This window comes from Capnocytophaga sputigena, from assembly GCF_900446695.1.
Classification (GTDB): domain Bacteria; phylum Bacteroidota; class Bacteroidia; order Flavobacteriales; family Flavobacteriaceae; genus Capnocytophaga; species Capnocytophaga sputigena.
Window position 1 is genome coordinate 13,269 of the sequence record NZ_UAVP01000003.1, and the last position, 26,808, is coordinate 40,076.

The window sequence follows — 26,808 nt, forward strand, 5'->3', positions numbered from 1 at the left end:
ACATATATTTTATATATAAAAAATATTATTTAATATAAAAGTTAGCGTTTTAGCAATATAAGCTTTTTATTCTTCTGACATAGAATTTAAAGTTTCTGCTTTAGAATCACAAAAAATTTCTTCCTCAGTAAAGCCTTGTTCCTTATAAAATAGAACAGCTTCCCAAAGGGTTAAATTACGGCTGTTTCTGCGAGCTAAACCTAACACTGACTGTTGTTGGTTACCTAATCTTTTAGCTAACTCAATGCTAAAATTATTGTCATTCAAAATTTTTTCGATGATAATTTTACTTACTTTCATTTTTTATTTATATATTTGCAAAATAATTTTAAATACAAATGTATTTTAAAATGTAAAATTGTTTTTGTTTTCGGCTGCAAATATATAACAAGTTATATAATATAACAAACTTTTAAATATAAATATTGACTAAAAAATAATTAAAATATTAAATTTCAGTATATTATGGAAGAGATTGATAATTTATTAATGTATGTGTTAGGCTTAATAAAAGAATACAATGTTACGGCCTATGAAATTGAACGAAATACAGGTTTAAGTGCTGTTGGAGTTCAAAAAATAATAAATGGTGAAACAAAAAGACCTCAATCTAATACTTTAAATACCATTATGGAGTACATTGAAGGGAAGTATATAAACGTGAAAATATCAAAGAGCAATTTAATCGCAGGTGGCAAACAAAAAATAAATCAGGGAGGAGTGTATAATGATGGCGAAGATATCAAAGAACTCATCTCCGATTTAATGAATATGATTCGTGAAAAGGATAAACAAATTTCAAAGAAAGATGAACAAATACAACAGCTACTACAAATCATAGCAGGGAAAAGCCAACAGCTATAGTTTTGGTAAATTCAAAATTTATAGAAATAAACGACAGTTTATTAACCATTGTAACACAGATGTTTTTGTGTGTAAATTAATAATAAAATAGAGTATATAACCGAGTATTTTTATTGGGTTTTTGGGTGTTTTTTGAATCTAAAAAGCATTGATAATCAATATTTTTATTAATGATTGTAAAACTCATAACCCGAAGGTCACTGGTTCGAGTCCAGTTCCCGCTACAAAATAGGCGTAATTAGTCTGATAGTCAACTAATTACGCCTAACTTCTTAAAATAGCTGGGTCAAATTTGGGGCTATTTTCTTGTACCTAACTATCAAAAACTTCAAAATGATTATCTTCATAAAAAAAGATAATGCGCTTAATTTTCTTTCCCACAGTATTATTCACTATAGAAGGTAAATGAGATAATTCTGATACCTCTTTATCTAAACTAACTTTTTTTTCTTCTTTAATAGGAGAAGATAGAGTAGGAGAGGAGCTTTCCATTTCTATTTCTGGAATATCACTAAATAAGTCTGGCTGTTGTATTTTTTTAGGTACAGAAACTTCTTTCTCTTCTTTGCGAGGGAAAGTTCCTTTTCCTTGAGTAATCCAGTACATATCCACATCTGGAAATTTTTCTATGAGTTTTAGTATAAAGTCTAAACTCGGTTTATTGCGCTCCGATAAAAGATGTGATATCCCTGAACGTTGAATTTCTAAAGCATCAGCAAAAGCTGCCGCATTTAATCCATAATAATCCATCACTTGTTGCAAGCGAATGGAAAAGTCTGATGTGTTTAACATTGTAATTTTTATCAATTTTATCAATAATGCACAAATGTAAATCAATATTTTGATATATACAAATTTAAACAAAATTATTTATTTCAAAAATTTAAGTATCAATTTATATTATCAATGTAATTATATCATATATAATTATTTATATATTCATTATAAAAATAATTTATATGTATTTTCCTGGGAGTTATCTACTATAAATACTTATTCTCTATTTTTATAGATGTTACAACTGTAATTTCTTACATTGTAAAATTGTATACAAATGTAATTAGATAGATGTTTATGTAATAAAATATCCTAATCAAAATTTTATGTATATATAATTGTTATCTACTAAATATTTCTTACTTTTGTCCTTATAATAATCTATATAAAAAGGGAAAAGAAAATGGAAAAAGAACTTTTAGGACGTTATATTACCTATCAAATGATTACCCCTCTTTTAGATGAATATCCTTTTGATGAAGTTATTCATTTGGGTAGTTCAGTGAAAGGTATACCTATCAACTTGTATAGAGTAGGTAAGGGGAATAAAAAAATACTACTTTGGTCACAAATGCACGGTAATGAATCAACTACAACTAAGGCTCTTTTTGATGTTTTGCTGAGACTTCAAACAGCTAATGTTTTATCGGAATTGAGTATCTATTGTATACCAATGCTCAATCCTGACGGATCTGAACTGTTTACACGTGTGAACTTTAACAATGTCGACCTCAATCGTGATGCTCACGAACTTACACAGCCTGAAAGCAAATGTTTGCGTAAAGCTTATGACCTTGTGCAGCCTGATTATTGTTTTAATTTACACGACCAAAGAACTATTTTTAGTGTAGGGCAAACCCCTTTTCCTGCTACTGTTTCTTTCTTAGCTCCTGCTTATAATAAAGAACGTAGTGTCAATGAAATCCGTCAAAAGGCAATGGAAGTTATTGTTGTAATGAATAGCATTTTACAACATCATATACCCAATCAAATAGCACGTTTTGATGATAGTTTTAATATCAACTGTACAGGAGATAAATATACTTCATTAGGTACACCTACAATCCTTTTTGAAGCAGGACATTACCCCAATGATTACAATCGTGAACATACAAGATCTTACATAGCGATAGCAATTTTAACAGCATTAGAATATATTGCTACTTCTTATGTTACAAATGTAAATTATACGGATTATTTCAATATACCAGAAAACGACAAATGTTTTTATGATATTATCTTACGTGATGATACACATAGTGGTAATGATGTAGGTATTCTTTACAAAGAAATCTTAGAAAATGCTAAAATTTTGTTTGTCCCTTATATTGCCGAAATAGGAGATTTATCCACTAAATATGGACATAGAGAAATGCCTCTGTCTAAATATCTAATAGCTCCTATCAATAAAAGTTCTATTGAAAATAGTTTAGATTTACAAAACCTTTAACACAAAATAAGAAAGAAAATGCAAAATATAAGTCTTTTTATTTGGATAATTCAAAATAAAATACTTACTTTGCACGCTGAGTAAATTATAAAAATATAATAGATGGCGAGATACAAATTAGATGAAACTGATCATCAAATATTAGATCTATTGATTGATGATACCCGAACCCCTTTTACTGAGATAGCCAAGCAGTTGGAAATTTCAGCAGGGACTGTTCACGTGAGAGTACGAAAAATGGAGGAACTTGGTATCATTAAAGGCTCTACACTCACAGTAGATTATGAACGATTGGGCTATACTTTTATAGCGTATGTAGGAATTTTTTTAGAGCGTAATCATCAAGCTCAGTTTGTATTAGAACGTTTGGAAGAAATTCCTTTTGTAACAGTAGCACATATTACTTCAGGACAGTACAATATCTTTTGTAAAATCCGAGCTCGTGACACTAAACACGCCAAAGAAGTGATCTATATGATAGATGATATTCAAGGGGTAGCTCGTTCTGAAACTATGATTTCTATGGAAGAATCTATTAACGACAAGCGTCGTCTATTGCATAAAGCTTTTCGTGAATTACAATAAAATAATATTTAAACAACTTTGAAAGAGCTACCTAAAAATAGGCAGCTCTTTTGTTATAAAAATATTTTATTATTTAAAAATCTGTTATTTATTATGTCAAAATTCTACAACGAAATTGCTGAAAAATACGACTTTATCTTTCCGTTATCTCCAGCTCATCAAACATTTTTTGCGGATGAACTCCAAGGGCATACCGTCCTCGATGTAGGTGCTGCTACGGGCAATCTTACCGCTTACCTAAACTCACAAGGATACGAAGTTACCGCTATCGACCTCAGTGAACGATTGATTGCCAAAGCTGCCGAAAAAGGTATTACTGTACAACAGCGCAATATGCTTACTATTGATGAGCTTTCCACCTTTGATAACATTGTTTGTATCGGTAATACGCTCCCACATTTGGATAGTAAGGCTTCCATACAGCTCTTTTTGCAAAAAGTTTATGGACAACTCACCCAAGAGGGTAAACTTGTCCTGCAATTGGTCAATTTTGAAAAATATTTTGCCCAGCAACAAGGCGATTACCTCGGTAATCTCCCCTTGATAGCCAACGATAAGGTGAAGTTTGAGCGATTTTACTATCTCAATAAGGAAGGAAAAATTCGTTTCAAGACTATTTTGGACGATACCATAGAAAATGAGGAACTGTTACAGCCTATTTTCGCCGATGAACTTACCCAGTGGCTCTCCCAAATAGGATTTCAAGCCATCAACCTATATGGTAATTTCAAAAAAGACTCTTTTGATAAAGAAAAATCCATGGCACTAATAATCACTGCAGAAAAGTAATTTCCATATCTTACAAATATTCCGTACTTTTGCATTTTTTAAACTTTAGAATAAACGATATGGCACGATTAGGCGTTTTTTATGCACTTAGTGATGAGCAAGTAGATGCTATTGCAGAACAAGATGATGACAAGATGTATGCTTATATGCTCAACACTATTGAAGAAAATCTCTTGGGTACACCCAAAAGTTATCAGATAGATAAAGCGTGGGAAGGCATTCACTATTGTCTTTGTGAGGGTGATTGGTACAAAGAAGAAGGAATAGCTCCTAATATTGTTTTTGGAGGTTATTTATTATTGGATCATAATGATTGTGTAATATTTGTAAATGACCTCGATAATATTCAAAAAATTGTAGACTATCTTGAAGAGAATAATCTACAAGAGATAATCAAAAAGAATTTTGACAAAATTCCCTCAGACTACTCATATACTAAAAACGAGGAAGAACTTAACTATTTGTTGAGTTGGAGCAAAGGGGTATTAGATTTTTATAAATATGCTTTGAAGAACCAACTAAATACTATTTTTACCGTAGACCTTTAATTAATCATTAAACATTAATCATTAACAATGTTATCAGTATCCAATTTATCCGTACAATTCGGAAAACGCGTCCTCTTCGACGAGGTAAACGTAACCTTTACACAAGGCAACTGCTACGGCATCATCGGTGCCAATGGGGCAGGCAAATCTACTTTCCTTAAAATCCTTTCAGGCAAGCAAGAACCTACTTCGGGGCGTGTGATCCTCGAACCGGGCAAGCGTATGTCGGTGCTTGAGCAAGACCACTACGCTTATGACGATTACACCGTTTTAGACACGGTGATTATGGGCAACAAAGTCCTCTCCAAAGTCAAAAAAGAGATGGACGACCTCTATGCCGACTATTCCGATGAGCACGCCGAACGCATTGGTGAGCTACAAATACAGTTCGACGAGATGAATGGCTGGAATGCCGAGAGTGATGCGGCAGCCCTGCTCTCCAATTTGGGCATCTCTGAGGATATGCACTATACCCTAATGTCCGAAATGGACGGCAAGCTTAAAGTTCGTGTACTTTTGGCACAAGCACTCTTTGGCAACCCCGATGTACTCATAATGGACGAGCCTACGAACGACCTCGACTTCGAGACTATCAGCTGGCTGGAGAACTTTTTGGCAAATTACGACAATACAGTGATTGTCGTTTCCCACGACCGCCACTTCCTTGATGCCGTTTGTACCCATATCTCCGATATTGACTTCGGAAAAATTAACCATTTTTCGGGTAACTATACTTTCTGGTACGAAAGTAGTCAGTTGGCAGCCCGTCAGCGTGCGCAACAGAACAAAAAGGCGGAAGAGAAAGCCAAAGAGTTGCAAGAATTTATCGCACGCTTTAGTGCCAACGTGGCCAAATCAAAACAGGCAACCTCTCGTAAGAAGATGCTGGAGAAACTCAATATTGAGGAAATCAAACCGTCCTCTCGTCGTTACCCTGCGATCATCTTTGACCGCGACCGTGAGGCGGGCGACCAAATCCTACATGTGGAAAACCTCGCCGCGTCTGTGGACGGACAGGTATTGTTTAAGAATGTGGATATCAATTTGGCCAAAGACGACAAAGTAGCCGTGATTTCTAAGGATTCACGTGCCACCACTGCTTTTTATGAGATTCTCAACGGCAACCTCAAGCCCGATGCGGGTACCTTTGCTTGGGGAATTACCACTTCGCAGTCTTATCTGCCCGTGGATAACTCCGATTTCTTCACTCAAGACCTTTCCTTGGTGGATTGGTTACGCCAATGGGCAAAAACAGAGGAAGAACGCGAGGAAGTATATGTGCGCGGGTTCTTGGGCAAGATGCTTTTCAGTGGCGAGGAAGCCCTCAAAAACTGTAAAGTGCTCTCAGGAGGCGAGAAAGTGCGCTGTATGCTCAGCCGTATGATGATGTTGCGCGCCAATGTGCTAATGCTCAACGAACCTACCAACCACTTGGATTTGGAGAGCATCACCGCCTTCAACAACTCGCTGAAAAACTTCAAAGGTACCGTGCTTTTCACCACTCACGACCACGAATTTTCGCAAACCGTTGCTAATCGTATCATCGAACTCACCCCTAGTGGTATTATCGACCGTTATATGACCTTTGATGAGTATATGGACGACAAAAATATTCAGGAATTGAGAGAAAAAATGTACAAACAATAACAATTATACTTGACTTTGACAAAGTTTAAAAACTTTGTCAAAGTCTTTAAGTAAATTACTATTGATCAAACTATAGAAAAAACAAAAATATCTCTAACAAACTTCAAAGAATTTTCGCCTGATGAAACCCCTCATTGGGTAATAAATGTCATTATAAGTGATACAGAGAAGGAATATAGTAAATTTTGCGAATCTATCTTTGAAATTCTTCAACCTTTAGCTGAAAAAACAATATTTGAATTGAAAAATCCTATACATGTCAGGGATGTAGGCTTTATAGAAGAAGAGGACGATACAATATCTTACCATCTATGGGATAAAATAAAAGAATTAGCAAGACTAAAAGGCAAAGGTGCTACTCTAAGAGCTGTAGTTAAGGACTTATATGGGAATGAGTACACCTCTAATGAAATAAATATTGATGTTTTTTTTATTTAACTGAACAATCAAAAAAATAGACTATGCAGCGAATAGTATTCTTATTTTTGTTAATTTCCCAGTGTGCTTTTGGTCAATTCTTTGTGGTAAAGGACAAAGATAGCTATGTAAATATCCGTGAAAAAGAAAATGTCAAAAGTAAAATACTAGGGACACTCCCTAATAATAAACTTGTTTATATATTTCATGCTGATGAAGATATAAGTAAGTGGCATTACATAGATAAAGGGTATATTCATAACAGCAGACTGAAACCTACTTATACATTTCTTTCCATTAAGAAAGAAAAAGAAAGCGATAATGCCATTACTTTTTCAGGTATGGGAATTCGTGTAGAGCTTACTGCTCAAAAATACGATAAGAAAAAACATGTCTTTACCAAAGAAAACAAAGGCGACCATTACGAATACAAAATAGATGGAAAACCTTTTGAAGGAACTGATGGCTCTGAGCCAGAGACGGAATATAAGAGTTTTGTGGTGAGCATTAATGGCAAACAAGTGAATATTCCTAAAAGTGCTTATACGGATATGTATGTACCTGCCTTTAGTGAAACATCCGTTTATTATGACAAAGAAGACGATATTATCTATATAGAGGCTCAAAATGGTACAGGAGCAGGGGGCTATGATGTTTGTTGGCAGATTGTAAAGGGTGTTTATAAAACAAGAGAGGTAGGCCATTTTAATTAAAAGGAAGACAAACCCCAACTTTTAGAGAGTATTGGCAAGTTTGTAAGGAGTTAAAAAGAATTTATTAAAAACTATTAAATACAAAGAAAATGAAAATCGTTGGAATTAGTGTACGCACTACCAATCAGAACGGACAAGCGATGCAAGACATCGGGAACCTTTGGCAACGCTTTTTTAGCGAGCAAATTTTGGCAAAAATACCCAATAAGGTAAGCGATACCATTTACAGCATTTACACTGATTACCAAAAGGACTATACCGAGCCTTACACTTGTATAATAGGAGTGGAAGTTACCTCGCTCAGCACGATTCCCGACGGCTTAGAGGGCAGGGAATTCCCAGAACAAACCTTTCAAAAGTTTGTAGCCAAAGGTGCTATGCCTCAGGCAGTAGGGGCAATGTGGCAACATATCTGGGACAACGACGCCACACTCAATCGTACTTATATATATGACTATGAGCGCTACACCGAGAAATCTCAGCAAGGAGATACCTCCGAAGTAGATATTTTTATAGGTGTAAAAGAGAACAAATAACTCTAAATAAGCAAATGAAAAATTTATATAACGAAGCAGATAAGAACGAAATACTCAATCGGTTAGAAAATCTGAAAGTAGATGCTGTGCGTCAGTGGGGAAAGATGAACATTGTACAGATGTTAGCCCATTTGAACGTTTCTTTAGAAACTCCTTTAGGGAAAAACTTCCCCAAGCGAGCATTTATCGGTAGGCTTATAGGAAAATTAGTAAAGAAAAAATTTATCAATGACCAGCCTATGCCCAAAAATTCCCCTACTGATAAGATGTATGTCATCACAGACATCTCTATGGAGGATTTTGAGAAAGAAAAGCAACGAGCTAAAGAGCTGATAACCCTTTTTTATAACAATGGAAGGGAAAAATGCAGTCAACATCCACATTCTTTCTTTGGTAAACTCACTCCTGATGAGTGGGGAATCCTACAATGGAAGCATTTTGACCATCATCTGCGACAATTTGGAGCGTAACAAGGATTTTCAAAGTGCAAAAGAGCAAATTCCAGAGAGAAAAATTTGCACTTTGAATTGCACTTTGGAGAAAACAAACAATTATTTTAAAAAAAAAATAAATAGCATTATGGCGATACCCTTCAATTTTGAGCTTTTTAAAAAGCGTTTAAACCTATTTTTAGAAAAGATAGAAGACCTTGGTGGTGAGACTGACCCTCTTACGATAGAAAAACCTGCTACCGAGGAAGAAATCAAAGCTGTAGAGGCAAAATTAGGCTATACATTGCCTCCGCATTTCCGCGAAGTGCTCTTGGAAAATACCGCCCATTTGGAATTTTATTGGAGTATCTATACAGATGAAGACGAGGACTATGAGGACGAAGAAAATGGAGTTTTTCTCCCTGATGAATTAGCAGAAATCTCCTCTGGAGAGTTGCTTTTTGGATTGGATTTGCTTTTAGGCTATGAAGAAAGTCGCAAGGGCTGGGAAGAGGACGTATATCCCGATTACAATAACGAATACGATCGTGTTTGGCATAACAAAATGGCTTTTCACCAAGTAGGCAACGGCGATTATATTGCTATTGAGTTAGAACCAGAGAATTATGGCAAGGTTGTGTATGTGAGCCACGATGGTAGTGAAAACCACGGGCTTTATATAGCCGATAACTTTAAGGAATTCCTGATGAACTACGCTGCTGTGGGTTGTACTGGAGGAGACGATTGGCAATGGGAGTCTTTTTATTCTAAAAGCAAAGGCATAGACCCTACCTCAAAGAACGCCAAAACCTGGTATAAGGTATTGGGGATAGACCCAAAGGAGTTGGAAGGGTAAAAAAGTATTAGTTACACTAAAAAAATAGAAATATGTTAGGTAATCTATTCAAAAAGAAACCTACTTTTACCCCTGCAATGCAAGAGTTATTTGTAAAAATAAGTCTTGCACTGCCTCAGCGTTTTCATTTCCTGCAAAAACAACTTACAGAAGGAATTATCAAAGGAATAAAGAAGCCCGAAGGACAGCGCTACCAACTGCGTTTGGATATTCCTTTGCTCAACAAGTATGAAGACAAAAAAGGACGGAATTTCTTGATTGAAAATATCGTAATACAGTCGGTTGAGACAGGCAAAAGTAGTGTGGTGAGTTGGAATGTAGCTTATGGATTGTTATTGGTGTATATTACAGCTAATAACGACTTTCTGAAGTGGCAAGCTGAGGCGGTAGGGATAGATACTTCCCGCATTCGCATAAAGTATTTAGATGATAGCCCTATTGAAAAGCTCCTTCCCAAAGAAGCACGGCAATATATAACTCCTAATGACTTATACGAAGTGTCTTTAAACGACAAAATCTATTATCACATACAGGATATAACCGATGGAGACGGCGATTTTATCGGGATAGATGCCAATAAGAATGTTTATGAGTTTAGGCACGACCCTTTTGAAATCACTTTACTAACAGAACCCTTAGAAACCATCTTAAAAAATAATAAATAACCTCAAAAAATGAAGATACCCTTTAATTTTGAGCTTTTTAAAAAGCGTTTAAACCTATTTTTAGAAAAGATAGAAGACCTTGGTGGCGAGGTAGAACCTCTTACAATAGAAAAACCCGCTACAGAGGACGAAATCAAAGCCGTAGAATCAAAATTAGGCTATACATTGCCTCCTCATTTCCGCGAAGTACTCTTGGAAAACACCGCCCATTTGGAATTTTATTGGGATATCAACGACATTACAGATGAAGATGAGGACTTTCCTCCTGATGATTTAAACGCAATCTTTTGTGGGGTCTTGCGTTTTGGATTAGACCTCTTATTACTTTATGAAAAACGCAGAGCAAGTTGGCAAAAAGATGTTTTTCCTAATTATGAAGATAAATACGACCGTGTTTGGCATAATAAAATGGCTTTTCAAAAAGTAAGAAACGGTGATTTTATCGCTATTGAGCTGGAACCTGAGAATTATGGAAAGGTTGTGTATCTCAGCCACGATGGTAGTGAAAATCACGGACTTTATATAGCCGATAACTTTAAGGAATTCCTAATGAACTATGCTGCTGTGGGTTGTACTGGAGGAGAAGATTGGCAATGGGAGTCTTTTTATACCCAAGACAAAGGCATAGACCCTACCTCAAAGAACGCTAAAACTTGGTATAAGGTATTGCGGATAAACCCAAAGGAGTTGGAAGGGTAAAAAGTAAGAAAATGAATAACAAAAAGATGAAATGGATAGAATACTTTTCGGAAAATGGCGACCTATGGCAATTATTTGTAGAGGATGATTACCAAGAAACGCAAGCAGATACCTTAGCTCACAATGGCAATGAAGCTGTGACAAGAAGAGAAATGCCTGCCATAGATAAAGTACAAGTTACCATAATCCCAGCCGCTCGTATTGTAGACAAAGTAAAAGGGCAAGTAGCAGGAGAAAAACTTTTTCACCTCAAGCTGAGCCTTATCAATGGGGATGATTGGTTTGCTATCAGTCAACAGGCATTTTCTAAGGAAGAGATATTACAATGTGCTTCTCTTTTTGTAGGATTGAACAAATTCCAAGCCGAAAGGGTATGGAAATCCAAGAAATTAGGCGAAGTCAATACAATAAGACTTGAAGATAAGGAGGAAACAAACAATTAATAAATAGCATTATGGCGATACCCTTTAATTTTGAGCTTTTTAAAAAGCGTTTAAACCTATTTTTAGAAAAGATAGAAGACCTTGGTGGGGCTACAGAACCTCTTGCGATAGAAAAACCCGCTACAGAAGAGGAAGTTAAAGCTATAGAGGAGCAATTGGGTTATACATTGCCTCCTCATTTCCGCGAAGTGCTTTTGGAAAACACCGCTCATTTGGAGTTTTATTGGGATGTGAATGATGTAACTATTGAAGATGAATCTATAATACCCGATGCCTTGGCACACATCTATTGTGGAGAATTGCTCTTTGGATTGGATTTACTTTTAGACTATGAGGAACATCGCAAGGAATGGGCAGCTGATGTCTTCCCTAATTACGAAGACCCCGAAGACCGTATTTGGTACAACAAATTGTGTTTTCATATCAATGTTAACGGCGATTATATCGCTATTGAGTTAGAGCCAGAGAACTATGGTAAGGTTGTGTATCTCAGCCACGATGGTGCAAGCAATCTCGGCACTTATTTAGCTGATAATTTTAAGGAATTCCTGATGAACTACGCTGCTGTAGGTTGTACTGGAGGAGAAGATTGGCAATGGGAGCCTTTTTATACCGCAGGCAAAGGCATAGACCCCACCTGTGAGAACGCCCAAGCGTGGCACAAGGTATTGGGGATAGATCCTAAGGAGTTGGAGGGGTAAAACAATTAAAACATTACAGTTATGTCTATGGAGCAAAAAGACAAAGAGCAAATGGAGCAACTCATTGCTTCTGAAAAGTATCAGCAGATATTAGATAAGCTTTGCACTATTATAGATATAGTATTTGAGGAAGAAATGCCTAGCTTTACCGTGCTAAATTACACGCACAAAGCGCTAAAAGATGCAGGTGTTACCTTGGAGGAAATCGCCCCAGTGGCATTGGCGGACGATCACTTCTTGAACTTTAGTATTCTCAAGATGGATTATATCAAGAGTGGAAAAACGATGTGTTTTAGCAAGGACTTTCTCATTCGCAATATGATAGAATTCTATTTTCTAAAAACAAATCCCAAAGCACTGCCTGATTATTTGAAGAAAGTAGGATTAAAAAACTATAGTGCTCCTCTAAAAAAATGGTTCACAGAGGCTACTGATACAGAGCTTGTCACAGCTGTTTCCGCTTCTCTCAAAGAACTCAAAGAGAAAAGGGAAAAAACAGAACAGGCAAGCCCTCAAATCGCTACTTCTGAAGATTGGGAGCGACTTTCAGCTGTATATCCCAAACTTACCAAGCAGGTACTGAAGGATTTTGATGAATATAATGTGGTTACCGCAGGCATTCCTTTAGCGGAGATTAGCCAAAAGAGCCAAGACTTGGGAGTTGCTTTCTCTGAGGAGCTTACTTTGTTCTTCCAGCATATAGGGGAACTCAGATTAGAAGGGGTAGAAATCCGCTTTACCGACTTATATACCGATACGTTCAACGGCAAAGACTATTTAGTACTTGGAGAGTTTTGGAAATACGGTGATGGCGATAAGTTGCTCTATATTCCTGACAATCAGCAGATATTTTGCTTTGCCCACGAATACGCCAAACCCAAGGTCATCAAGCAAGCTGATACTATGACCGAATTTGTAGAAAAGAAATTAGTAACTTATTTAAAAAATTATTAGGCCATTATGAATATAGAAATATTAGCACCTTATTGTACTACTCCAAAACAGCAAAAACTCATTGAAAAGCTCCGCAAAAAGCTTTCTCTCAAGAGTAGTAAAGACCTACAAACTGTTTATGAACTTGTAGGATGTCTATTTGTAAGCAAACAATACGAAGGCTTATTAGCTTTCTTACCAGAAGTGCTTGCAGTACCTTTTGCAGAAAATTTTGATCTATGGTATCCTATAGAAAATTCTTTTTGTTTGATTGCAGCCATACCTACCATATCTCCAGAAGAGCGTAAAGCGTGTTTCTCTCATTTTAAAACCGTAAGCGATTTTAAAAGCACCAAAGGAGCTCAGGAGGCTTTTGATTACTATTTTCATCGATATTTATCACTCTATTTTGTTAATGAAAATTTAGACGATTTAGAAGAAATAGATGAATATCCTGCCTCTTCTCAACTTTGGATTCATATAGCAATTATTGCCAGCGCTTCTGCTGTAAAACTCATTAATGAAGAAGTTGATTATAAAACGCTCGACTTCCCCAATTGGCTCTCAAAACCTACTTATAACAGCAGGGAAGAGCTCCAAAACTATATGGATATCCTTATAGCGGAACAACTCACTGCCTTGCTGGATAAGAAATTTATAAAGTATTACTAAGAATATCTTTAAAATAAATGTTACCAGAAGAAGAAAACTACGCCGTTAGCAAATTTGAATCAATGCTCAAAGAGAATAATATTCTCTTTTTTGACGTGGATGAATTTGAGGAGATTGTAGAATATTACGTAGAATATGGGCGCATTAGTAAAGCCAAACGTGCCTTAGAGATTGGATTATCGCAACACCCCGATGCGTCTTCACTGAAATTGCTAAATGCTGAGCAACTGGTGTTTGAAGACCGTTTGGAGGAAGCGTCAGAAATTCTCAATGAATTGCTCGTGCTTGAACCTATGAATGCCGAAGTACACGCACAGCAGGCTAATCTGTATTCTAAAATGAATAAACATCATCGTGCTATTGAGTTGTTGCAATATGCCCTCACTCTTACTGATGATGCTTCCAATATTTATGCCTTAATAGCAATGGAATACCTCTATGTAGAGGATTATACCAATGCTAAAAACTATTTTATCAGATGTTTAGAACAAGACCCTCAGGACTATACAGCGCTACAACAGTTAGTATTCTGTTATGAAGTTTTAGGCGATGTACAAGAGGCTACTTCTTTCTTAAATCATTACTTGGATCAAAATCCTTATTGTGAAGTTGCTTGGTATTATCTCGGCAGACTCTATTTGGCTATTGGTGATTACAAAAATGCTTTGCGTTGCCTCGATTTTGCTATTATCAGTGACGATACTTTCACGGGGGCTTATTTTGAAAAAGCACGTGTACTCGAAATGATGGAAGATTACGAAAAAGCCATTGAGAACTACAAAATTACTCTCACTCTTGACGATCCTTCAGCTTTAGCTTATTTACATATAGGTCGTTGCTATGAAAAAATGCATAATGATACTAAAGCAGAAGAGTATTATTTTAGAGCTACTCACGAAGATCCTCAATTAGACAAAGCGTGGATTACCTTAGCCGACTTTTATTACTTGCGACATAATCACAGCAAAGCCTTGAAATATATTCAGAAAGTACTCACTTTTGAACCTAATGAGCCTTATTATTGGCGTCGATATGCCGAATTGAATTATTTTGAATTCCAAAATCTTGAAGAAGCTGAATATGGCTATCGCAAGGCTGTACAAAATGGCGATTATTCTTATAATACGCTTATTGAATGGGTAGATTTGATGTTCCTCACCAAAAAATATGGAGATGCATTGCCTATTGTTGCAGATATAGTACATATTTATCCACACGAACTCAACAATTATTTTCGTCTTTCCTTAGCTTATTATGGTGTAGGTGATGAGCATACAGCATTGCAATATTATCAAATGGGCGTTACTAAAGCTCCCGAATGGCAATCTTTCTTTGAAAACAAGTTTAACTTCAAAATGTAATTATTATGGGCATAGTGCTCCGTCAGTCGTTTAAGAATGTAGTGGCTACCTATTTGGGGTTTGCCATAGGGGCACTGAACACCCTTTTCTTATTTACTTATTTCCTTTCCAAAGCACAATATGGCTTGGTGAGTTATGTTACTTCCACTGCTACTATTCTTTCTCCACTTATCGCTTTTGGAGTAAATAATACTTTAGTACGTTATTATACGGCTTACCAGCATAAGGAAGAGCAAGCAAAATTCAACCTAATGCTTTGCTTTTTACCTTTGCTCATCATTGTACCTGCTACCTTTATTGGGGTAATCGGGTACGAACAAATCGCTCAATGGCTTTCGGCAAAGAATACAGAAGTGCGCAATTACGTTTTACTCATTTTCCTCACTTCAGTAGCAATGGCTTACTTTGAGATTGCTTATGCGTGGACACGTGTACAGCTAAAAACTGTCTTTGGCAATTTCCTCAAAGAAGTATTCCATAGGGTAGGGGTGATGCTTTTATTAGTAGCCATTTACTTTGGTATTATTGACTTTTACCAACTGATGTGGGGGGTGTTCTGGGTGTATGCCTTGCGTATGCTCTTGATGTTCGTTTTCGCTTTCTATGTACGCCGACCAGAATTTGCTTGGGGATTGCCAAAGAACAAGAAAGAAGTTTTTTTATATAGTCTTTTTGTGATTTTATCGGGGTCTGTAGCTTCTGTATTGATGGACATAGATAAGTTTATGCTCAACCAATACCTGCCTATTAGTGAGATTGCGGTGTATAATGTAGCTATCTTTACCGCCACAGTGATTGCTATTCCTTACCGCAGTATGTACCAGATTGTAAGTCCCCTCACAGCACAATTTATGAACCAACAGAAGCCTCAAGAGCTTGCGGATTTGTACAAGCGCAGTACGGTAAATACTTACTTTGTGAGTATGGTCATTTGTGTGCTTATTGTGGTGAATGCCCAGCAGTGTTACGCCCTCCTATCCGATAAGGATTATAGCACAGGGCTTGGCGTGCTTATCATCATATCCGTAGTGAAACTCTCTGATGCCCTAGTAGGTTTCAGCAATGCAGTATTACTCAATTCTCCTTACTATCGCACAGTGCTATTTTTGGGCATTTTCTTGGTCATAGGCACTGTTTTAATGAATATGTGGCTCATTCCTATTTATGGGATTAATGGAGCTGGATTTGCTACTCTTTTAGCTTTTACTTCGTATAATCTTCTTAAGTCGGGTTTTGTGTATCGCAAATACAACTTACAACCTTTTTATAAAGAAACACTACAGACCACCTTCTTTGGTATCGTAGCCATAGGAGGTTTCTTCTTCTGGGATTTTCCGTTTCACCCGCTGATTAATATTGGTTTGAAATCATTGTTTGTAGGAGTCTTTTGGTTATGGGCACTTATCAAATTTTGTTTGTCAGAAGAACTATTAAAAATACTTAAATAAATATGCATCCACGTATCAAAAACATTCTTGAAAATTACACTTATCCTATTATCAAATCTATTACTTACCCTAATGGTGATATGTTTGTTTTAGAAGGGCAATGGTTAGGGGAAGAGTATCACCTGCGTATATTGTGTCAATCTACTTTAGATAGTTATTTTAAGTATAATGAAGCGGATTATGTTTCTAATCTCTATCCACAAATGGTGGCAGAAAATGCTCAATATGAAGTGTATGGAGGTGAATGTAGTTGGGAAGGAGATGGTTTTATTTACCTTATCCATAAAGAGAGTAGCGAACTTTTATGGTTTTTGTTTTTAGATAATAGCGAGTACTTTAAGGAAGCCTATTTTGAAGATACAAACCATATAATCACTCGTTCTGAACTTAACTTACAACTAAGAATTCCTATTAATGCCCCAGAAAAACTAAGTGTAATAAAATGACTTCAGAAGAAATAAAAGCTATTGTCTATTATATCCAAGGCTTACAAGCTCTTTGGAAAGAAGGTTATAATGCGGAAAAAGTTGCCCTTTACAACTATCAATTTAGCTTAAGGGCAGAAATGGATATGCCTGATGGCTTACTTGATGTTATTGAAATGTTGGAGATGTGGGACGATAATTGGATATATGGAACAGTTCCTCTTACTGAAAAAGAAGCTACTACAATTATTCAAGAGGAATTAAATATTGATATATACCACCCAGAGAAAGATACTATAGCATTGGTTACCAATGAGTTCATTAGTCAGCTAAAAGAGGAGTGTTCCTCAAATAAAATTGTGGTTAAAGCGCTTGAAAATGCCCAAGAACTTATTTCCTATGATGAATATCTTGTAGCCCTTCAAAATGTATTAAACGAATTGCTCACTCATCACATCCGTATTCCAGCTCATATTTTAGCTATTATTGATGTAGTGGAAGACCCTCATATTCAGAGATTGCAAGCTTCTTTATGGGGAATATAAAACATTATTGATTATGAAAAACATCACTACTTTAGAACTTCTTAGATATATGAAATATCGAGCACCAATGTATATTAGGAAGTATGATATATTTTACCTCAAAACTTTTTTCAATGGTTGGGCTCTTCGCTATAAAGGGGAAGATGTAGGGCTTCGATTGCTGCAACAAGGATTTTTCCCTTGGTTACAAGAAAAATACCCAAGGGATATTGATAATTGGGCAGAAAAGCTTTTTGTTATGTGGAAAAGTGAAAAAGCAGCTTTGCTCTACTTCTTCCTATTATTCGATGAATTCTATAATAAGTATTTTTCTGAACATTCTCAGGATTTATCAATAGAGGAACTGATAGCTTTTTTAGAACCTCACCCTGAGCTACATATTAGCAAAAAGAGTATTTTCGCTTTGGAAATATTTCTCAATAATTGGCAAGAAGCACACCCTGCAATACAAACAAAAGTATTAGGCGACTTTTATCTTTGGCTACAACAGATATATCCTAATGAAAAAACTAATAACTGGTCAAATTTGCTGTTTTCAGTTTTCAAAACAGAAGAGAATGCCTTAAAGCAGTTTTTCGAACTCTTTGGTGATTTTTGTTTAGAAAACAGTAAAAAAGATAGTAACTCTTTGACATTGATTGAGCTAATTGAGCTTGTGAGAACTTCACCTGAGAAGTATATAGAGAAATATGATGTTGAATGTTTTCACGTTTTTCTAATAGGATATATGTTGCGAGATAACACCAAAATTCCTGGTGAAAAAATATTAACTGAATTCTACCATTGGTTACAGAAAAGATATATTATTTATGATAGTAGAGGATGGTCGGGTATACTTTTATTGGAAGCCAAAACAAGAGAAAAAGCATTAGATATGTTTTTTGAATTGTTTGATGTTTTCCTTGGAAGAACTACAGAAGTAGTACCTCCTCCTCTAACACCTAAAGAAGTTGCCACTAAAGCAAAATATATACGAGGTCTGCAAAAAATCCTAAAGAAGAAAGAATACAAACAAGGGGATGCTGAAACTTATACCTTATTCTTTGCAAGTGATCATAGAAAAACTGCAAGAGGATTACAGGACATTATAGCTGATTTGTGTACTGATTATGAGAAGAAAAGAGATAAACAAGAAATTGAGCTTCTTGCTCGTGAGCGTTTGGGAATAGTAGATTTACATAAATCTATATTTATTGAAAACAACGAAATTCGACAATAAAAACTATCGCTTTTCTTTGGTAGGTTACTCTTTTTTACGTACCTTTGTCGGTGCATTTTTAAATTACTTTGAATTTTAAACTTACCAAAATATTATGCCTAAAGAATTAGAAAATGTAATGACCAATCACTTTGAAAAAAAACACCTCATCGCCTTAATGTGTATAGTGTTTTTAACCATTGTAGTGTGGAATCTCCCTACCGACATATTCCATATCAATGGTCTAACAGTGATACATCAGCGAATTATCGCTATTTTTGTATTTGCCACCCTAATGTGGATTAGTGAAGCAATCCCTTCGTGGGCTACTTCATTGGGTATTATCGCTCTAATGTGTTTAACGGTTTCTAACCACAGTCTGTTTTTCTTTAAAGCTGAAGAGAATGAGATTTTTGGAAAGCTGCTTAGTAGTGAAGAAATTATGGCTACTTTTGCTAACCCTGTGATTATCCTCTTTCTTGGAGGATTCTTCTTGGCTATTGCTGCCACTAAATCAGGTTTAGATGTATTGCTCGCCAAGAATCTAATACGTCCATTTGGGCGCAAGAGCGAAAATGTACTATTAGGCTTTCTGCTTATCACGGGTATTTTCTCAATGTTTGTAAGCAATACGGCTACAGCGGCGATGATGCTCACTTTCCTTACACCTGTTTTTGTAGTACTACCTGCGAGTGGTAAAGGACGTACAGCGCTCACGATGAGTATCCCCATTGCTGCTAATTTAGGCGGTATGGCTACCCCTATCGGTACACCTCCTAATGCCATTGCTTTGCAAGCTCTCAACAATCCTAAAGGACTAAATATGGGTATTGATTTCGGTGAGTGGATGGCATTTATGTTCCCCTTAGTACTTTTGTTGCTCTTCATCTCGTGGCGATTGATACTGAAATTCTTTCCTTTGAAAGAAAAGACAATCAACTTACACATTTTGGGTAAAGTACACCGCGGCTGGCGTATGTGGGTAGTGAGTGGTACTTTTGTCATTACCATTTTTTTATGGCTAATTCCCAGTGAATTAACGGGTATTGATGCCAATACCGTAGCCTTAATACCTATGGGTATTTTTGCTGCTACAGGAGTGATTACTGCTAAAGACTTACAATCGATTGATTGGAGTGTTATTTGGATGGTAGCAGGTGGTTTTGCTTTAGGTTTAGGCATCAACGAATCAGGATTAGCTAAATTGGCTATCGCTACCATACCCTTTGGATCGTGGTCACCTATTGTAGTGTTGATTGCCTCAGGACTTATTTGTTACGTTCTCAGTAACTTTATTTCTAACACAGCAGCAGCAGCTTTGTTAATCCCTATTTTGGTGGCTATTTGTAATGGAATGCAAGAAAGATTGGGCGAAATAGGAGGTACCTCTACCATACTTATCGGTATAGCTTTATCGGCTTCAGCAGCAATGTGTTTGCCTATATCAACACCCCCCAATGCAATTGCGTACTCTACAGGTTTAGTAAAACAAAATGATATGCTAAAAATAGGACTTATTATAGGTATCATCAGTATGATAATAGGCTATCTTACCTTGTTTTTAGTAGGTGAAATGCATTTATTAGGATAATATGAAAAGCATCATTATCTTACTTGTATATATTAGATAAATAAATTATAAATTATGAATTACGATAATTTTTTTCTTCCTGCAGAAAATTTTGAGGAAAGCAAGCGGTTTTTTACAGAAGTCTTAAAATTGAAAATCAAGTTTGATTTTTCAGAAATAGGAATGATAGCTTTCAGTGTGGGAGATGAAGAACCTGCCATTATTTTAAAAGATAAAAAGAAATTCCCTAACACGAAACCAACTATTTGGATCGAAGTGGATGATGTAAAACAAATATATGATGAGTTACAAGGAAAGGGGGTATCGTTTTTGAGTCCACCGTTTTCCATCAGAACAGGGTGGGCGATTGAGTTTTTAGACCCATCGGGAAATGTATTAGGTTTTACAGATTACAAAGTAGAAAAATAAAACCTCTCTTAGGATAATAAATTATGGCACTTTGGCAATATCAATTTACAATCATACCTAATCAATATATATTGAAAGATATATCTAATGACGAGTTTGAATATGAATTATGGGAACACGCTAATATTCATAAAGAAGATTTTATGCAGGTGAACTCTTTTCTGCCAAAGACTAAATCTTGGAGTGAGAATTTAGATATATATATGGCAATACTGATTCTAACTGTTTGGAAGTATTTTTTGATAGAGAAAATAGGGTTACTTCAGTTTCTTTAAGAATAGATTTCAGAAGTGATTGCAATAAAATACTTTATCATTTATTATCTTTTTTCAAAGCAAAAGATTATACTTTATTGGATGAGAACTTACAACCAATAAAAACAATAAATAATGAAAGTTTGGAAGTAATTATGAAACAATCTGTTCAATACGAAAAATATAATAGATTAGCATCTTGTAAATTTTAAAAAGTAAGGAACATTAAAAAAATGAAGAACATTATCATCACAGGTACCAGCCGAGGAATAGGCTTTGAATTGGTACAACAGTTGGCATCTCAAGGGCATAACATCTTAGCTCTTTCTCGGCATACAGCTCCTATAGAAGCACTGAAGTTACCCAAAGTACGTTGTTTCTCTTTTGACATTACCTTAGCTACGGATAGAGAAGCCGTAGCGCAGTTTGTAAAAGAGCAATGGCAAAAGGTAGATATCTTGATTCACAACGCAGGAAAACTCATCAACAAACCTTTTGAAGCCCTTACAGAAACCGACTTTTTAGAAGTATATAAAGTGAATGTATTTGGGGTAGCACTCCTCACACAACAACTACTGCCTTTTATGGAGAAAGGTGCACACGTGGTGAGTATTAGCAGTATGGGAGGCATACAAGGGAGCTTGAAGTTCGGTGGTTTGGCAGCATATAGCTCCTCCAAAGGTGCCTTGATTACCCTATCGGAGCTTTTAGCCGAAGAGTATAAAGAGCGTGGTATTATCTTCAATACCTTAGCCTTAGGAGCCGTACAGACTGAGATGCTCACCGAAGCCTTCCCTGATTATAAAGCTAATATCACCCCACAACAAATGGCGCGCTACATCGCTGATTTTGCTTTCAATGGGGGAGAAGTATTCAACGGAAAGGTTTTACAAGTAGCCAATACAACGCCTTAAAACACTAACGAGTAAAGAATAAAAACTAATATCTAATAATATGTATATCATTATTTTAACGTATCAGAAAGACCTTTCAGAGGTTGAAAAACACTTAGAAGCCCATCGCGCTTACTTAGATAAGTATTATGCTTCAGGGCATTTTGTTGCTTCAGGAGCACAGGTGCCTCGCAAGGGAGGGGTAATTTTGTGTAAGGGGGGCAGTAAGGAAGAAATACTAGACATCATTACTCAAGATCCTTTTCACGAGCATCGAATAGCTACCTATCAAATTATTGAATTTATCCCTACCAAATTCTCTGAAGCATTCGAGAAGGTACTCTCTTAAAACTATAATAACAAATGGACTTACAACAACTAATTAAAAATTTCCCTTGGCGAAGATTTGGTACCCCTTATGAAACCAATGCTAATATAGTAAAGCAAAGTATAGTAAAAATACTTGATGGAGCAGCTACTGAAAAAGACTATCAAAACCTTATCTATAGTTTTGAATCACAAGCGTGGCTAATAAAGCTCTCTCCTTGGGGAATGAGATTTTATCTCGCTTTGTTAGAAGAGGATAAAGCAAACAAAGTTATATTGTTACGTGATATGCTCACACTTTTTGAGGCAGCAAATTATAGTTCTCAGTCTCCACAAACTAAAGATTTTAAAGCTACGAAAGGAAAAGTTGCCAAATATGAAGCCTACAAAGAAAAACTATTCAATGATACCTATGATGGCACTATGGATGAAGAGTTTTTAAAACTTGTCAAATCCTTAGATCGACACTATTACCACGTGGCTATTATGGAATTATTAGAAGCAAATATCCCTTTGCTTCAGTCCTTAAATACTTCCAAAAATAAGACAATAGCCCAGAGAGTCACTGCATTGATAGAAGCAATTAAGCATCCTAAAATATATCCTATTAATCAGTAACCTCTTCTAAATCTAAACTTTGGCAAAGTCTATTAATTATACATTAAAAATGAAACCACTTTTTATAAGTATTCTTCTATTTTTACTACTTGGTAGCTGTGAAAATAGGGTAGAGGAGAAGCAATATTTTGCAAGTGAAGAACCTCCTGCTACACCATTGCCTGATAAGGCACCTCCTATACCCTACGTAGATATCCTAAAGCTCAATTACGAAGATTATATCAATCGTTATGAAGACAAGTATCACCCTAAAAGTGAAGTTACTTTTATTATGAATGACTTGTTCGATGGAATCATCAGCGAGTTTAGAGTGGGACTATACAATTGTTTCAGTCAAAAAGAAAGTAAAGAGAATGATATTCTCATCAAAGAAGTAACTTGGGATATTTCCTATTTAGATAACAAATATTTGACAGTATGGTACCACCGAGAAGGAAAACACTGGGTACCTATAGAACATTTGCTTTATTCAAAAGATACGAGATTCTAACTATGATAACAAATGTTTTACTAAAACTTTAATAATGTTATTTCATTGGTATAAAGTTATTTATGAAGAAAAAATGAATCTTTTATTCAATTAATATTTCATAAAGTATTTATGTACTATGTATGTGTTTATGTAAACAAACTAATAATCAGTGTATTAACCGTTAATTTAAACAAAAGCAACAAGCATTTATTACGCTTACTAACGCTTTCGCTTTTGTTACAATAGTTACACTTTAACTTTAAAATATCTTGATAAAATATTAATAACCAGTATTTTAATATAATAATTATATATGAGTAAAAATATAGTCTCTACTACCAAGAAGAAACGCAAGGCAAATCGCTCTAAAAAGGTAGGTTTACCTGCAGGTAGTTTGGTGTATTTTGGTAACAAAGAAAAGCCTCTTAATATAGAAGTCATTAGTTATAATGATTCCTCTTATTCAATGAAGAAAGTAGTATCAGCAGAAGAGGCTTTGAACTTTATAACAGACAACTGCATAACTTGGCTCAATGTAAATGGATTGAATAATATTGAGGAAGTAAAGAAATTAGGAAATTACGTACAGTTAAACAACTTACTTTTAGAAGATATCTTAGATACCGAACACCGCCCCAAAGTGGAAATACTTGATGAGCATATTTTGGTAATCATCAAAATGCTTTATTACGGTAAAGACGAACAACTCATTTCAGAGCACTTAGCCTTGGTATTAGGTAAAAACTATCTTATCACTTTTCAAGAAAGTGAAGGAGAAGACGTATTTGAACCCGTACGTAAACGTTTGCAAAGTGCTGATAGCAGTCTGCGCAAACGCCCAGCTGACTATTTGCTATTTGGACTCTTAGATGCTATTGTAGACAACTATTTTGTGATTTTGGATAAAGTAAGCGATAAGATTGAAACCATTGAAGACGAGATTATCATTCACGCTCGTGAAGATATGATTTCCGAAATTCAGTTGCTGAAAAAGAGTGCTATCTTTTTGCAAAAATCAATTGTGCCTTCTCGTGAGGTAGTAAACAAGATTGAGAAAACCCCTCATTATCTTATCAACACCGATACTAAACACTATTTCCGTGACCTCCACGACCACACAGTGCAAATTGTGGAAACACTCAGCACCTACCGCGATATCCTTTGGGGACTTACTGATACCTATATGGGGGCAATGAGTAACAAAATGAACAACATTATGCGCTTGCTTACCCTTATTTCTACTATTTTTATTCCACTTACTTTTATTGTTGGAGTATATGGAATGAATTTTAAATATATGCCTGAATTAGAAGTATGGTGGGCATATCCATTAGTATGGTTGGTGATGATAGCTATTTCATTAGCAATGATTTTCTACTTCAAACGTAAAAAATGGCTTTGATTTTCATAAAAATACACTATCTTTGCACGCTATGAATTTGTTAGACAAGAACGTACAACACTTTATCAAGGAATATAAAGGGGCAACTACCGATTTGCTCCTGAAAAAAACTGTGTTCAATGGCATTTCTAACAAAGAATTAGTACAACAGATTGAAGGCAGACGTACAGCAGGTAAAAAATTACCTTTCTTGCTTGTTAAAGAGAACGTATTGTTTCCGCCAACACTCAATTTAGAACAAACCTCCTCTGAGGCAACCGCTCAGTATAAGGCACAAAACTTACAAGGAGAACGTTTTTTAGATCTTACTTGTGGGTTCGGTATTGATGCATTCTTTCTTTCTGAAAAGTTTAAAGAAGTTACTTTAGTAGAGGAAAATGAGGAGCTTCTCAGCAAAGTAAAACATAATTGGCAGGTATTAGAGTGCAAGGCAACCTTTATAAATGGAAGCGCAGAAGCTTTTTTGAAAGCAACAACAGGACATTACAACCTTATTTATCTTGATCCTGATCGTAGAGACGCACTCAAACAAAAGAAGTTTCTCTTAGAAGACCTCTCACCTAATATCTTAGAGTTACAGTCTGTACTATTGCAAAAAGCAGATAAAGTGCTTACCAAACTCTCACCTATGATAGATATTAGTTATCTGTTGCATACGCTACCCAAGATAACACATATACATTTGGTAGCCTTACGCAATGAAGTAAAGGAGGTGTTAGTAGTACAAGAAGCTAAAACAGAAATAGAAACACAAGTACAAATACATTGTGTAAATTTGGAGACTGAAGAGCCTATTTTGCAATTTGCAGAAGAAGTGTTGCATAGTTCTCAAGTGGTGTATAGTGCGCCTAAAAAGTACTTATATATTCCTAATAATGCTTTGTTGAAATCAGGAGCTTTTAATTATATAACGCAGCATTTTGAAGTAAAGAAGTTGGACGTAAATACTCATCTATACACCTCCGAGCAGCTTAAAAAGTCCTTTGCTGGACGTGTTTTGGAGGTAACTCCTATCAATCCTAAAGAGTTGAAGAAAGGTAGTAAATATTGTATTCTCTCTAAAAACTATCCGTTATCGGTAGCAGAAATTAAAAAGAAATATTGTATCGTGGAAGGTGGTAATAAATATCTTATCTTTACCCGTTCTGTTGAAGGGCTGGTCGTACTTTTAGGGAAGGTAATCGAGTGAGGAAGTTTTTCCTTTTGAGGTAAAAATGCTTAGTAAAGGATAATTGTATACTAGGAGTAATCAAGCGAATAGGTTTGCTATCCATAGGATAAACTGACTTGTTATTAAAAATTCCCGATAAGGCTACAGTCCAATCATCTTTCAAATACACAAATGAAAAGCGCGTTATAGAAGTAGGATAAATCTTAATATTGAAATCCTGAAGAACATCGATTTGGTTACCAAAATTCAGTCCACCAATAAACGCCCCTGTAAGTAACCAATGTTTACCAGCCACCCACGAATAGCCATAACCCACGTGAAAACCTATTTGAAAATTCTCAAAAGCTTCAGTGCTCACATTTTCTGTTTTAGCATCAGGTTCTATGCGATGCCAATAGAAACCACTGCCAAAAAGTAAACTACCCGCCGATTTCACTTGGCGTTCGCTTTGCTCAAAGGCAGCCCGTGCCGAGAACTTGTCAGCACGCATACGTAAGTGCTTTCTACACCTATTTGCTGGGTAGAAAGAGTAGGGAAGAGGGTGTAATTCTCTTTGCCTCTATCGATATAAAATCCTGTATAATCCTGATAATAAGCATCTATAAGTATACGTTTACCATATTTATGAGCTTGTATATCTATACTGCGAGTTTTTAGGTTAGTTTTATTTTTTAGTCGGAATAAGTTCTGTGCATAAAGTACGTTAAGTCCTAATATCTTGCGCAAACCTATTCCTAATCCTAAACTAAATGGGTAGTTAGGCGAATAAACCTTTTTCCCTTGCGTAAGTATGAGCATTTTAGTAGGTGCATATGCTCTGAGCCATATTTCTTGCGAATAAGGTTGAATATAAGTGGTATCTTGCTCTTGAGCATAACTCAAAGGGCTGCTGCCCCATAAAAAAATCAATAATAAAGCTCGTAAATTCATTGTTAAATATAAAAACGGGTACAAAAGTAATATATTTTT

At 35.8% G+C, this 26,808-nt stretch carries 34 protein-coding genes; 30 read left to right on the plus strand and 4 right to left on the minus strand.

Features of this window, described 5'->3' with window-relative positions; translation table 11 throughout:
* Window positions 1-66 precede the first annotated feature (66 nt).
* Window positions 67-300 (minus strand): hypothetical protein, encoded by a 234-nt coding sequence (locus DR017_RS00120; protein ID WP_002679013.1) that lies wholly within the window; start codon window positions 298-300, stop codon window positions 67-69.
* A 165-nt stretch (window positions 301-465) separates the two neighbouring features.
* On the opposite strand from DR017_RS00120, the gene DR017_RS00125 reads away from it, so the two are divergent.
* Complete coding sequence (locus DR017_RS00125; RefSeq protein WP_040361095.1) at window positions 466-864, plus strand: hypothetical protein; 399 nt, start codon at window positions 466-468, stop codon at window positions 862-864.
* Window positions 865-1,176: 312 nt separating this feature from the next.
* Here DR017_RS00125 and DR017_RS00130 read toward each other — a convergent pair whose 3' ends face one another.
* Window positions 1,177-1,656 carry a helix-turn-helix domain-containing protein gene (locus DR017_RS00130; RefSeq protein WP_002678959.1) on the minus strand — a complete coding sequence of 160 codons (480 nt, stop codon included), beginning with the start codon at window positions 1,654-1,656 and terminating at the stop codon, window positions 1,177-1,179.
* A gap of 388 nt (window positions 1,657-2,044) precedes the next feature.
* Here DR017_RS00130 and DR017_RS00135 point away from each other — a divergent pair, with 388 nt between their 5' ends.
* The 29 genes from DR017_RS00135 (at window position 2,045) to DR017_RS00280 (ending at window position 25,857) form a co-directional block, all read left to right on the plus strand.
* A complete protein-coding gene (locus DR017_RS00135) occupies window positions 2,045-3,091 on the plus strand; it encodes a M14 family metallopeptidase (RefSeq protein ID WP_002679097.1) in 1,047 nt (348 codons plus the stop codon).
* A 102-nt stretch (window positions 3,092-3,193) separates the two neighbouring features.
* Window positions 3,194-3,676 carry an Lrp/AsnC family transcriptional regulator gene (locus tag DR017_RS00140; RefSeq protein WP_002678948.1) on the plus strand — a complete coding sequence of 161 codons (483 nt, stop codon included), beginning with the start codon at window positions 3,194-3,196 and terminating at the stop codon, window positions 3,674-3,676.
* 93 nt (window positions 3,677-3,769) lie between these two features.
* The gene (locus tag DR017_RS00145; RefSeq protein WP_002679104.1) at window positions 3,770-4,465 is read left to right on the plus strand and encodes a class I SAM-dependent methyltransferase; all 696 of its coding nucleotides are present in this window, start codon (window positions 3,770-3,772) and stop codon (window positions 4,463-4,465) included.
* Window positions 4,466-4,524: 59 nt separating this feature from the next.
* Entirely contained in the window at window positions 4,525-5,013 is a 489-nt protein-coding gene (locus DR017_RS00150; RefSeq protein ID WP_002679046.1) for a DUF1877 family protein, read from the plus strand.
* 27 nt (window positions 5,014-5,040) lie between these two features.
* On the plus strand, window positions 5,041-6,660 hold the full coding sequence (locus tag DR017_RS00155; protein WP_002679122.1) for an ABC-F family ATP-binding cassette domain-containing protein: 1,620 nt from the start codon (window positions 5,041-5,043) through the stop codon (window positions 6,658-6,660).
* Window positions 6,661-6,900: 240 nt separating this feature from the next.
* Entirely contained in the window at window positions 6,901-7,098 is a 198-nt protein-coding gene (locus tag DR017_RS14220) for a hypothetical protein (RefSeq protein ID WP_002679100.1), read from the plus strand.
* 23 nt (window positions 7,099-7,121) lie between these two features.
* Entirely contained in the window at window positions 7,122-7,790 is a 669-nt protein-coding gene (locus DR017_RS00165; protein WP_002679086.1) for an SH3 domain-containing protein, read from the plus strand.
* A gap of 89 nt (window positions 7,791-7,879) precedes the next feature.
* Window positions 7,880-8,326, plus strand: coding sequence for a GyrI-like domain-containing protein (locus DR017_RS00170; protein WP_002679178.1), 447 nt, complete (start codon window positions 7,880-7,882; stop codon window positions 8,324-8,326).
* 14 nt (window positions 8,327-8,340) lie between these two features.
* Complete coding sequence (locus DR017_RS00175) at window positions 8,341-8,796, plus strand: DUF1569 domain-containing protein (protein WP_002667695.1); 456 nt, start codon at window positions 8,341-8,343, stop codon at window positions 8,794-8,796.
* Window positions 8,797-8,905: 109 nt separating this feature from the next.
* Window positions 8,906-9,613, plus strand: coding sequence for an SMI1/KNR4 family protein (locus DR017_RS00180; RefSeq protein ID WP_002679189.1), 708 nt, complete (start codon window positions 8,906-8,908; stop codon window positions 9,611-9,613).
* A gap of 32 nt (window positions 9,614-9,645) precedes the next feature.
* Window positions 9,646-10,278 (plus strand): hypothetical protein, encoded by a 633-nt coding sequence (locus tag DR017_RS00185; RefSeq protein ID WP_002678998.1) that lies wholly within the window; start codon window positions 9,646-9,648, stop codon window positions 10,276-10,278.
* Between the two features lie 9 nt (window positions 10,279-10,287).
* A complete protein-coding gene (locus tag DR017_RS00190) occupies window positions 10,288-10,977 on the plus strand; it encodes an SMI1/KNR4 family protein (protein WP_002679143.1) in 690 nt (229 codons plus the stop codon).
* Between the two features lie 11 nt (window positions 10,978-10,988).
* Window positions 10,989-11,420: a hypothetical protein gene (locus tag DR017_RS00195; RefSeq protein WP_002679005.1), complete on the plus strand. Its 432-nt coding sequence runs from the start codon at window positions 10,989-10,991 to the stop codon at window positions 11,418-11,420.
* An 11-nt stretch (window positions 11,421-11,431) separates the two neighbouring features.
* Window positions 11,432-12,121: an SMI1/KNR4 family protein gene (locus DR017_RS00200; protein WP_002679121.1), complete on the plus strand. Its 690-nt coding sequence runs from the start codon at window positions 11,432-11,434 to the stop codon at window positions 12,119-12,121.
* A 27-nt stretch (window positions 12,122-12,148) separates the two neighbouring features.
* Window positions 12,149-13,075 (plus strand): hypothetical protein, encoded by a 927-nt coding sequence (locus tag DR017_RS00205; protein ID WP_232501551.1) that lies wholly within the window; start codon window positions 12,149-12,151, stop codon window positions 13,073-13,075.
* A gap of 6 nt (window positions 13,076-13,081) precedes the next feature.
* Window positions 13,082-13,726, plus strand: coding sequence for a DUF6707 family protein (locus tag DR017_RS00210; protein ID WP_002679029.1), 645 nt, complete (start codon window positions 13,082-13,084; stop codon window positions 13,724-13,726).
* A 17-nt stretch (window positions 13,727-13,743) separates the two neighbouring features.
* A complete protein-coding gene (locus DR017_RS00215; RefSeq protein WP_002679081.1) occupies window positions 13,744-15,087 on the plus strand; it encodes a tetratricopeptide repeat protein in 1,344 nt (447 codons plus the stop codon).
* A 5-nt stretch (window positions 15,088-15,092) separates the two neighbouring features.
* Window positions 15,093-16,535 carry a lipopolysaccharide biosynthesis protein gene (locus DR017_RS00220; protein WP_002679076.1) on the plus strand — a complete coding sequence of 481 codons (1,443 nt, stop codon included), beginning with the start codon at window positions 15,093-15,095 and terminating at the stop codon, window positions 16,533-16,535.
* Window positions 16,536-16,537: 2 nt separating this feature from the next.
* The gene (locus tag DR017_RS00225) at window positions 16,538-16,981 is read left to right on the plus strand and encodes a hypothetical protein (protein WP_002679125.1); all 444 of its coding nucleotides are present in this window, start codon (window positions 16,538-16,540) and stop codon (window positions 16,979-16,981) included.
* Complete coding sequence (locus DR017_RS00230) at window positions 16,978-17,505, plus strand: SH3 domain-containing protein (RefSeq protein ID WP_002678995.1); 528 nt, start codon at window positions 16,978-16,980, stop codon at window positions 17,503-17,505. Before DR017_RS00225 ends, DR017_RS00230 begins: the two co-directional genes overlap by 4 nt.
* A 13-nt stretch (window positions 17,506-17,518) precedes the next feature.
* Complete coding sequence (locus tag DR017_RS00235; RefSeq protein ID WP_002679147.1) at window positions 17,519-18,724, plus strand: hypothetical protein; 1,206 nt, start codon at window positions 17,519-17,521, stop codon at window positions 18,722-18,724.
* Between the two features lie 94 nt (window positions 18,725-18,818).
* Window positions 18,819-20,294, plus strand: a complete 1,476-nt coding sequence (locus DR017_RS00240) for an SLC13 family permease (RefSeq protein ID WP_002678938.1) — start codon at window positions 18,819-18,821, stop codon at window positions 20,292-20,294.
* Window positions 20,295-20,348: 54 nt separating this feature from the next.
* The gene (locus DR017_RS00245; protein ID WP_002679102.1) at window positions 20,349-20,702 is read left to right on the plus strand and encodes a VOC family protein; all 354 of its coding nucleotides are present in this window, start codon (window positions 20,349-20,351) and stop codon (window positions 20,700-20,702) included.
* Window positions 20,703-21,189: 487 nt separating this feature from the next.
* The gene (locus DR017_RS00255; RefSeq protein WP_002678962.1) at window positions 21,190-21,870 is read left to right on the plus strand and encodes an SDR family NAD(P)-dependent oxidoreductase; all 681 of its coding nucleotides are present in this window, start codon (window positions 21,190-21,192) and stop codon (window positions 21,868-21,870) included.
* Between the two features lie 40 nt (window positions 21,871-21,910).
* Window positions 21,911-22,198, plus strand: a complete 288-nt coding sequence (locus DR017_RS00260; protein WP_002678996.1) for a YciI family protein — start codon at window positions 21,911-21,913, stop codon at window positions 22,196-22,198.
* A 14-nt stretch (window positions 22,199-22,212) separates the two neighbouring features.
* Window positions 22,213-22,794: a hypothetical protein gene (locus DR017_RS00265; protein WP_002679183.1), complete on the plus strand. Its 582-nt coding sequence runs from the start codon at window positions 22,213-22,215 to the stop codon at window positions 22,792-22,794.
* A 49-nt stretch (window positions 22,795-22,843) separates the two neighbouring features.
* Window positions 22,844-23,284 (plus strand): hypothetical protein, encoded by a 441-nt coding sequence (locus tag DR017_RS00270; RefSeq protein WP_002679194.1) that lies wholly within the window; start codon window positions 22,844-22,846, stop codon window positions 23,282-23,284.
* 295 nt (window positions 23,285-23,579) lie between these two features.
* Complete coding sequence (gene corA, locus DR017_RS00275) at window positions 23,580-24,668, plus strand: magnesium/cobalt transporter CorA (protein ID WP_002679159.1); 1,089 nt, start codon at window positions 23,580-23,582, stop codon at window positions 24,666-24,668.
* Between the two features lie 31 nt (window positions 24,669-24,699).
* Window positions 24,700-25,857, plus strand: coding sequence for a class I SAM-dependent methyltransferase (locus DR017_RS00280; RefSeq protein WP_040361104.1), 1,158 nt, complete (start codon window positions 24,700-24,702; stop codon window positions 25,855-25,857).
* Here the strand turns inward: DR017_RS00280 and DR017_RS14225 are convergent.
* Entirely contained in the window at window positions 25,805-26,329 is a 525-nt protein-coding gene (locus DR017_RS14225) for a DUF4421 family protein (protein ID WP_256587498.1), read from the minus strand. The genes DR017_RS00280 and DR017_RS14225 overlap by 53 nt on opposite strands.
* The gene (locus DR017_RS14230) at window positions 26,272-26,769 is read right to left on the minus strand and encodes a DUF4421 family protein (RefSeq protein ID WP_256587499.1); all 498 of its coding nucleotides are present in this window, start codon (window positions 26,767-26,769) and stop codon (window positions 26,272-26,274) included. The genes DR017_RS14225 and DR017_RS14230 overlap by 58 nt, the downstream gene beginning before the upstream one ends.
* Between the last annotated feature and the right edge of the window lie 39 nt (window positions 26,770-26,808).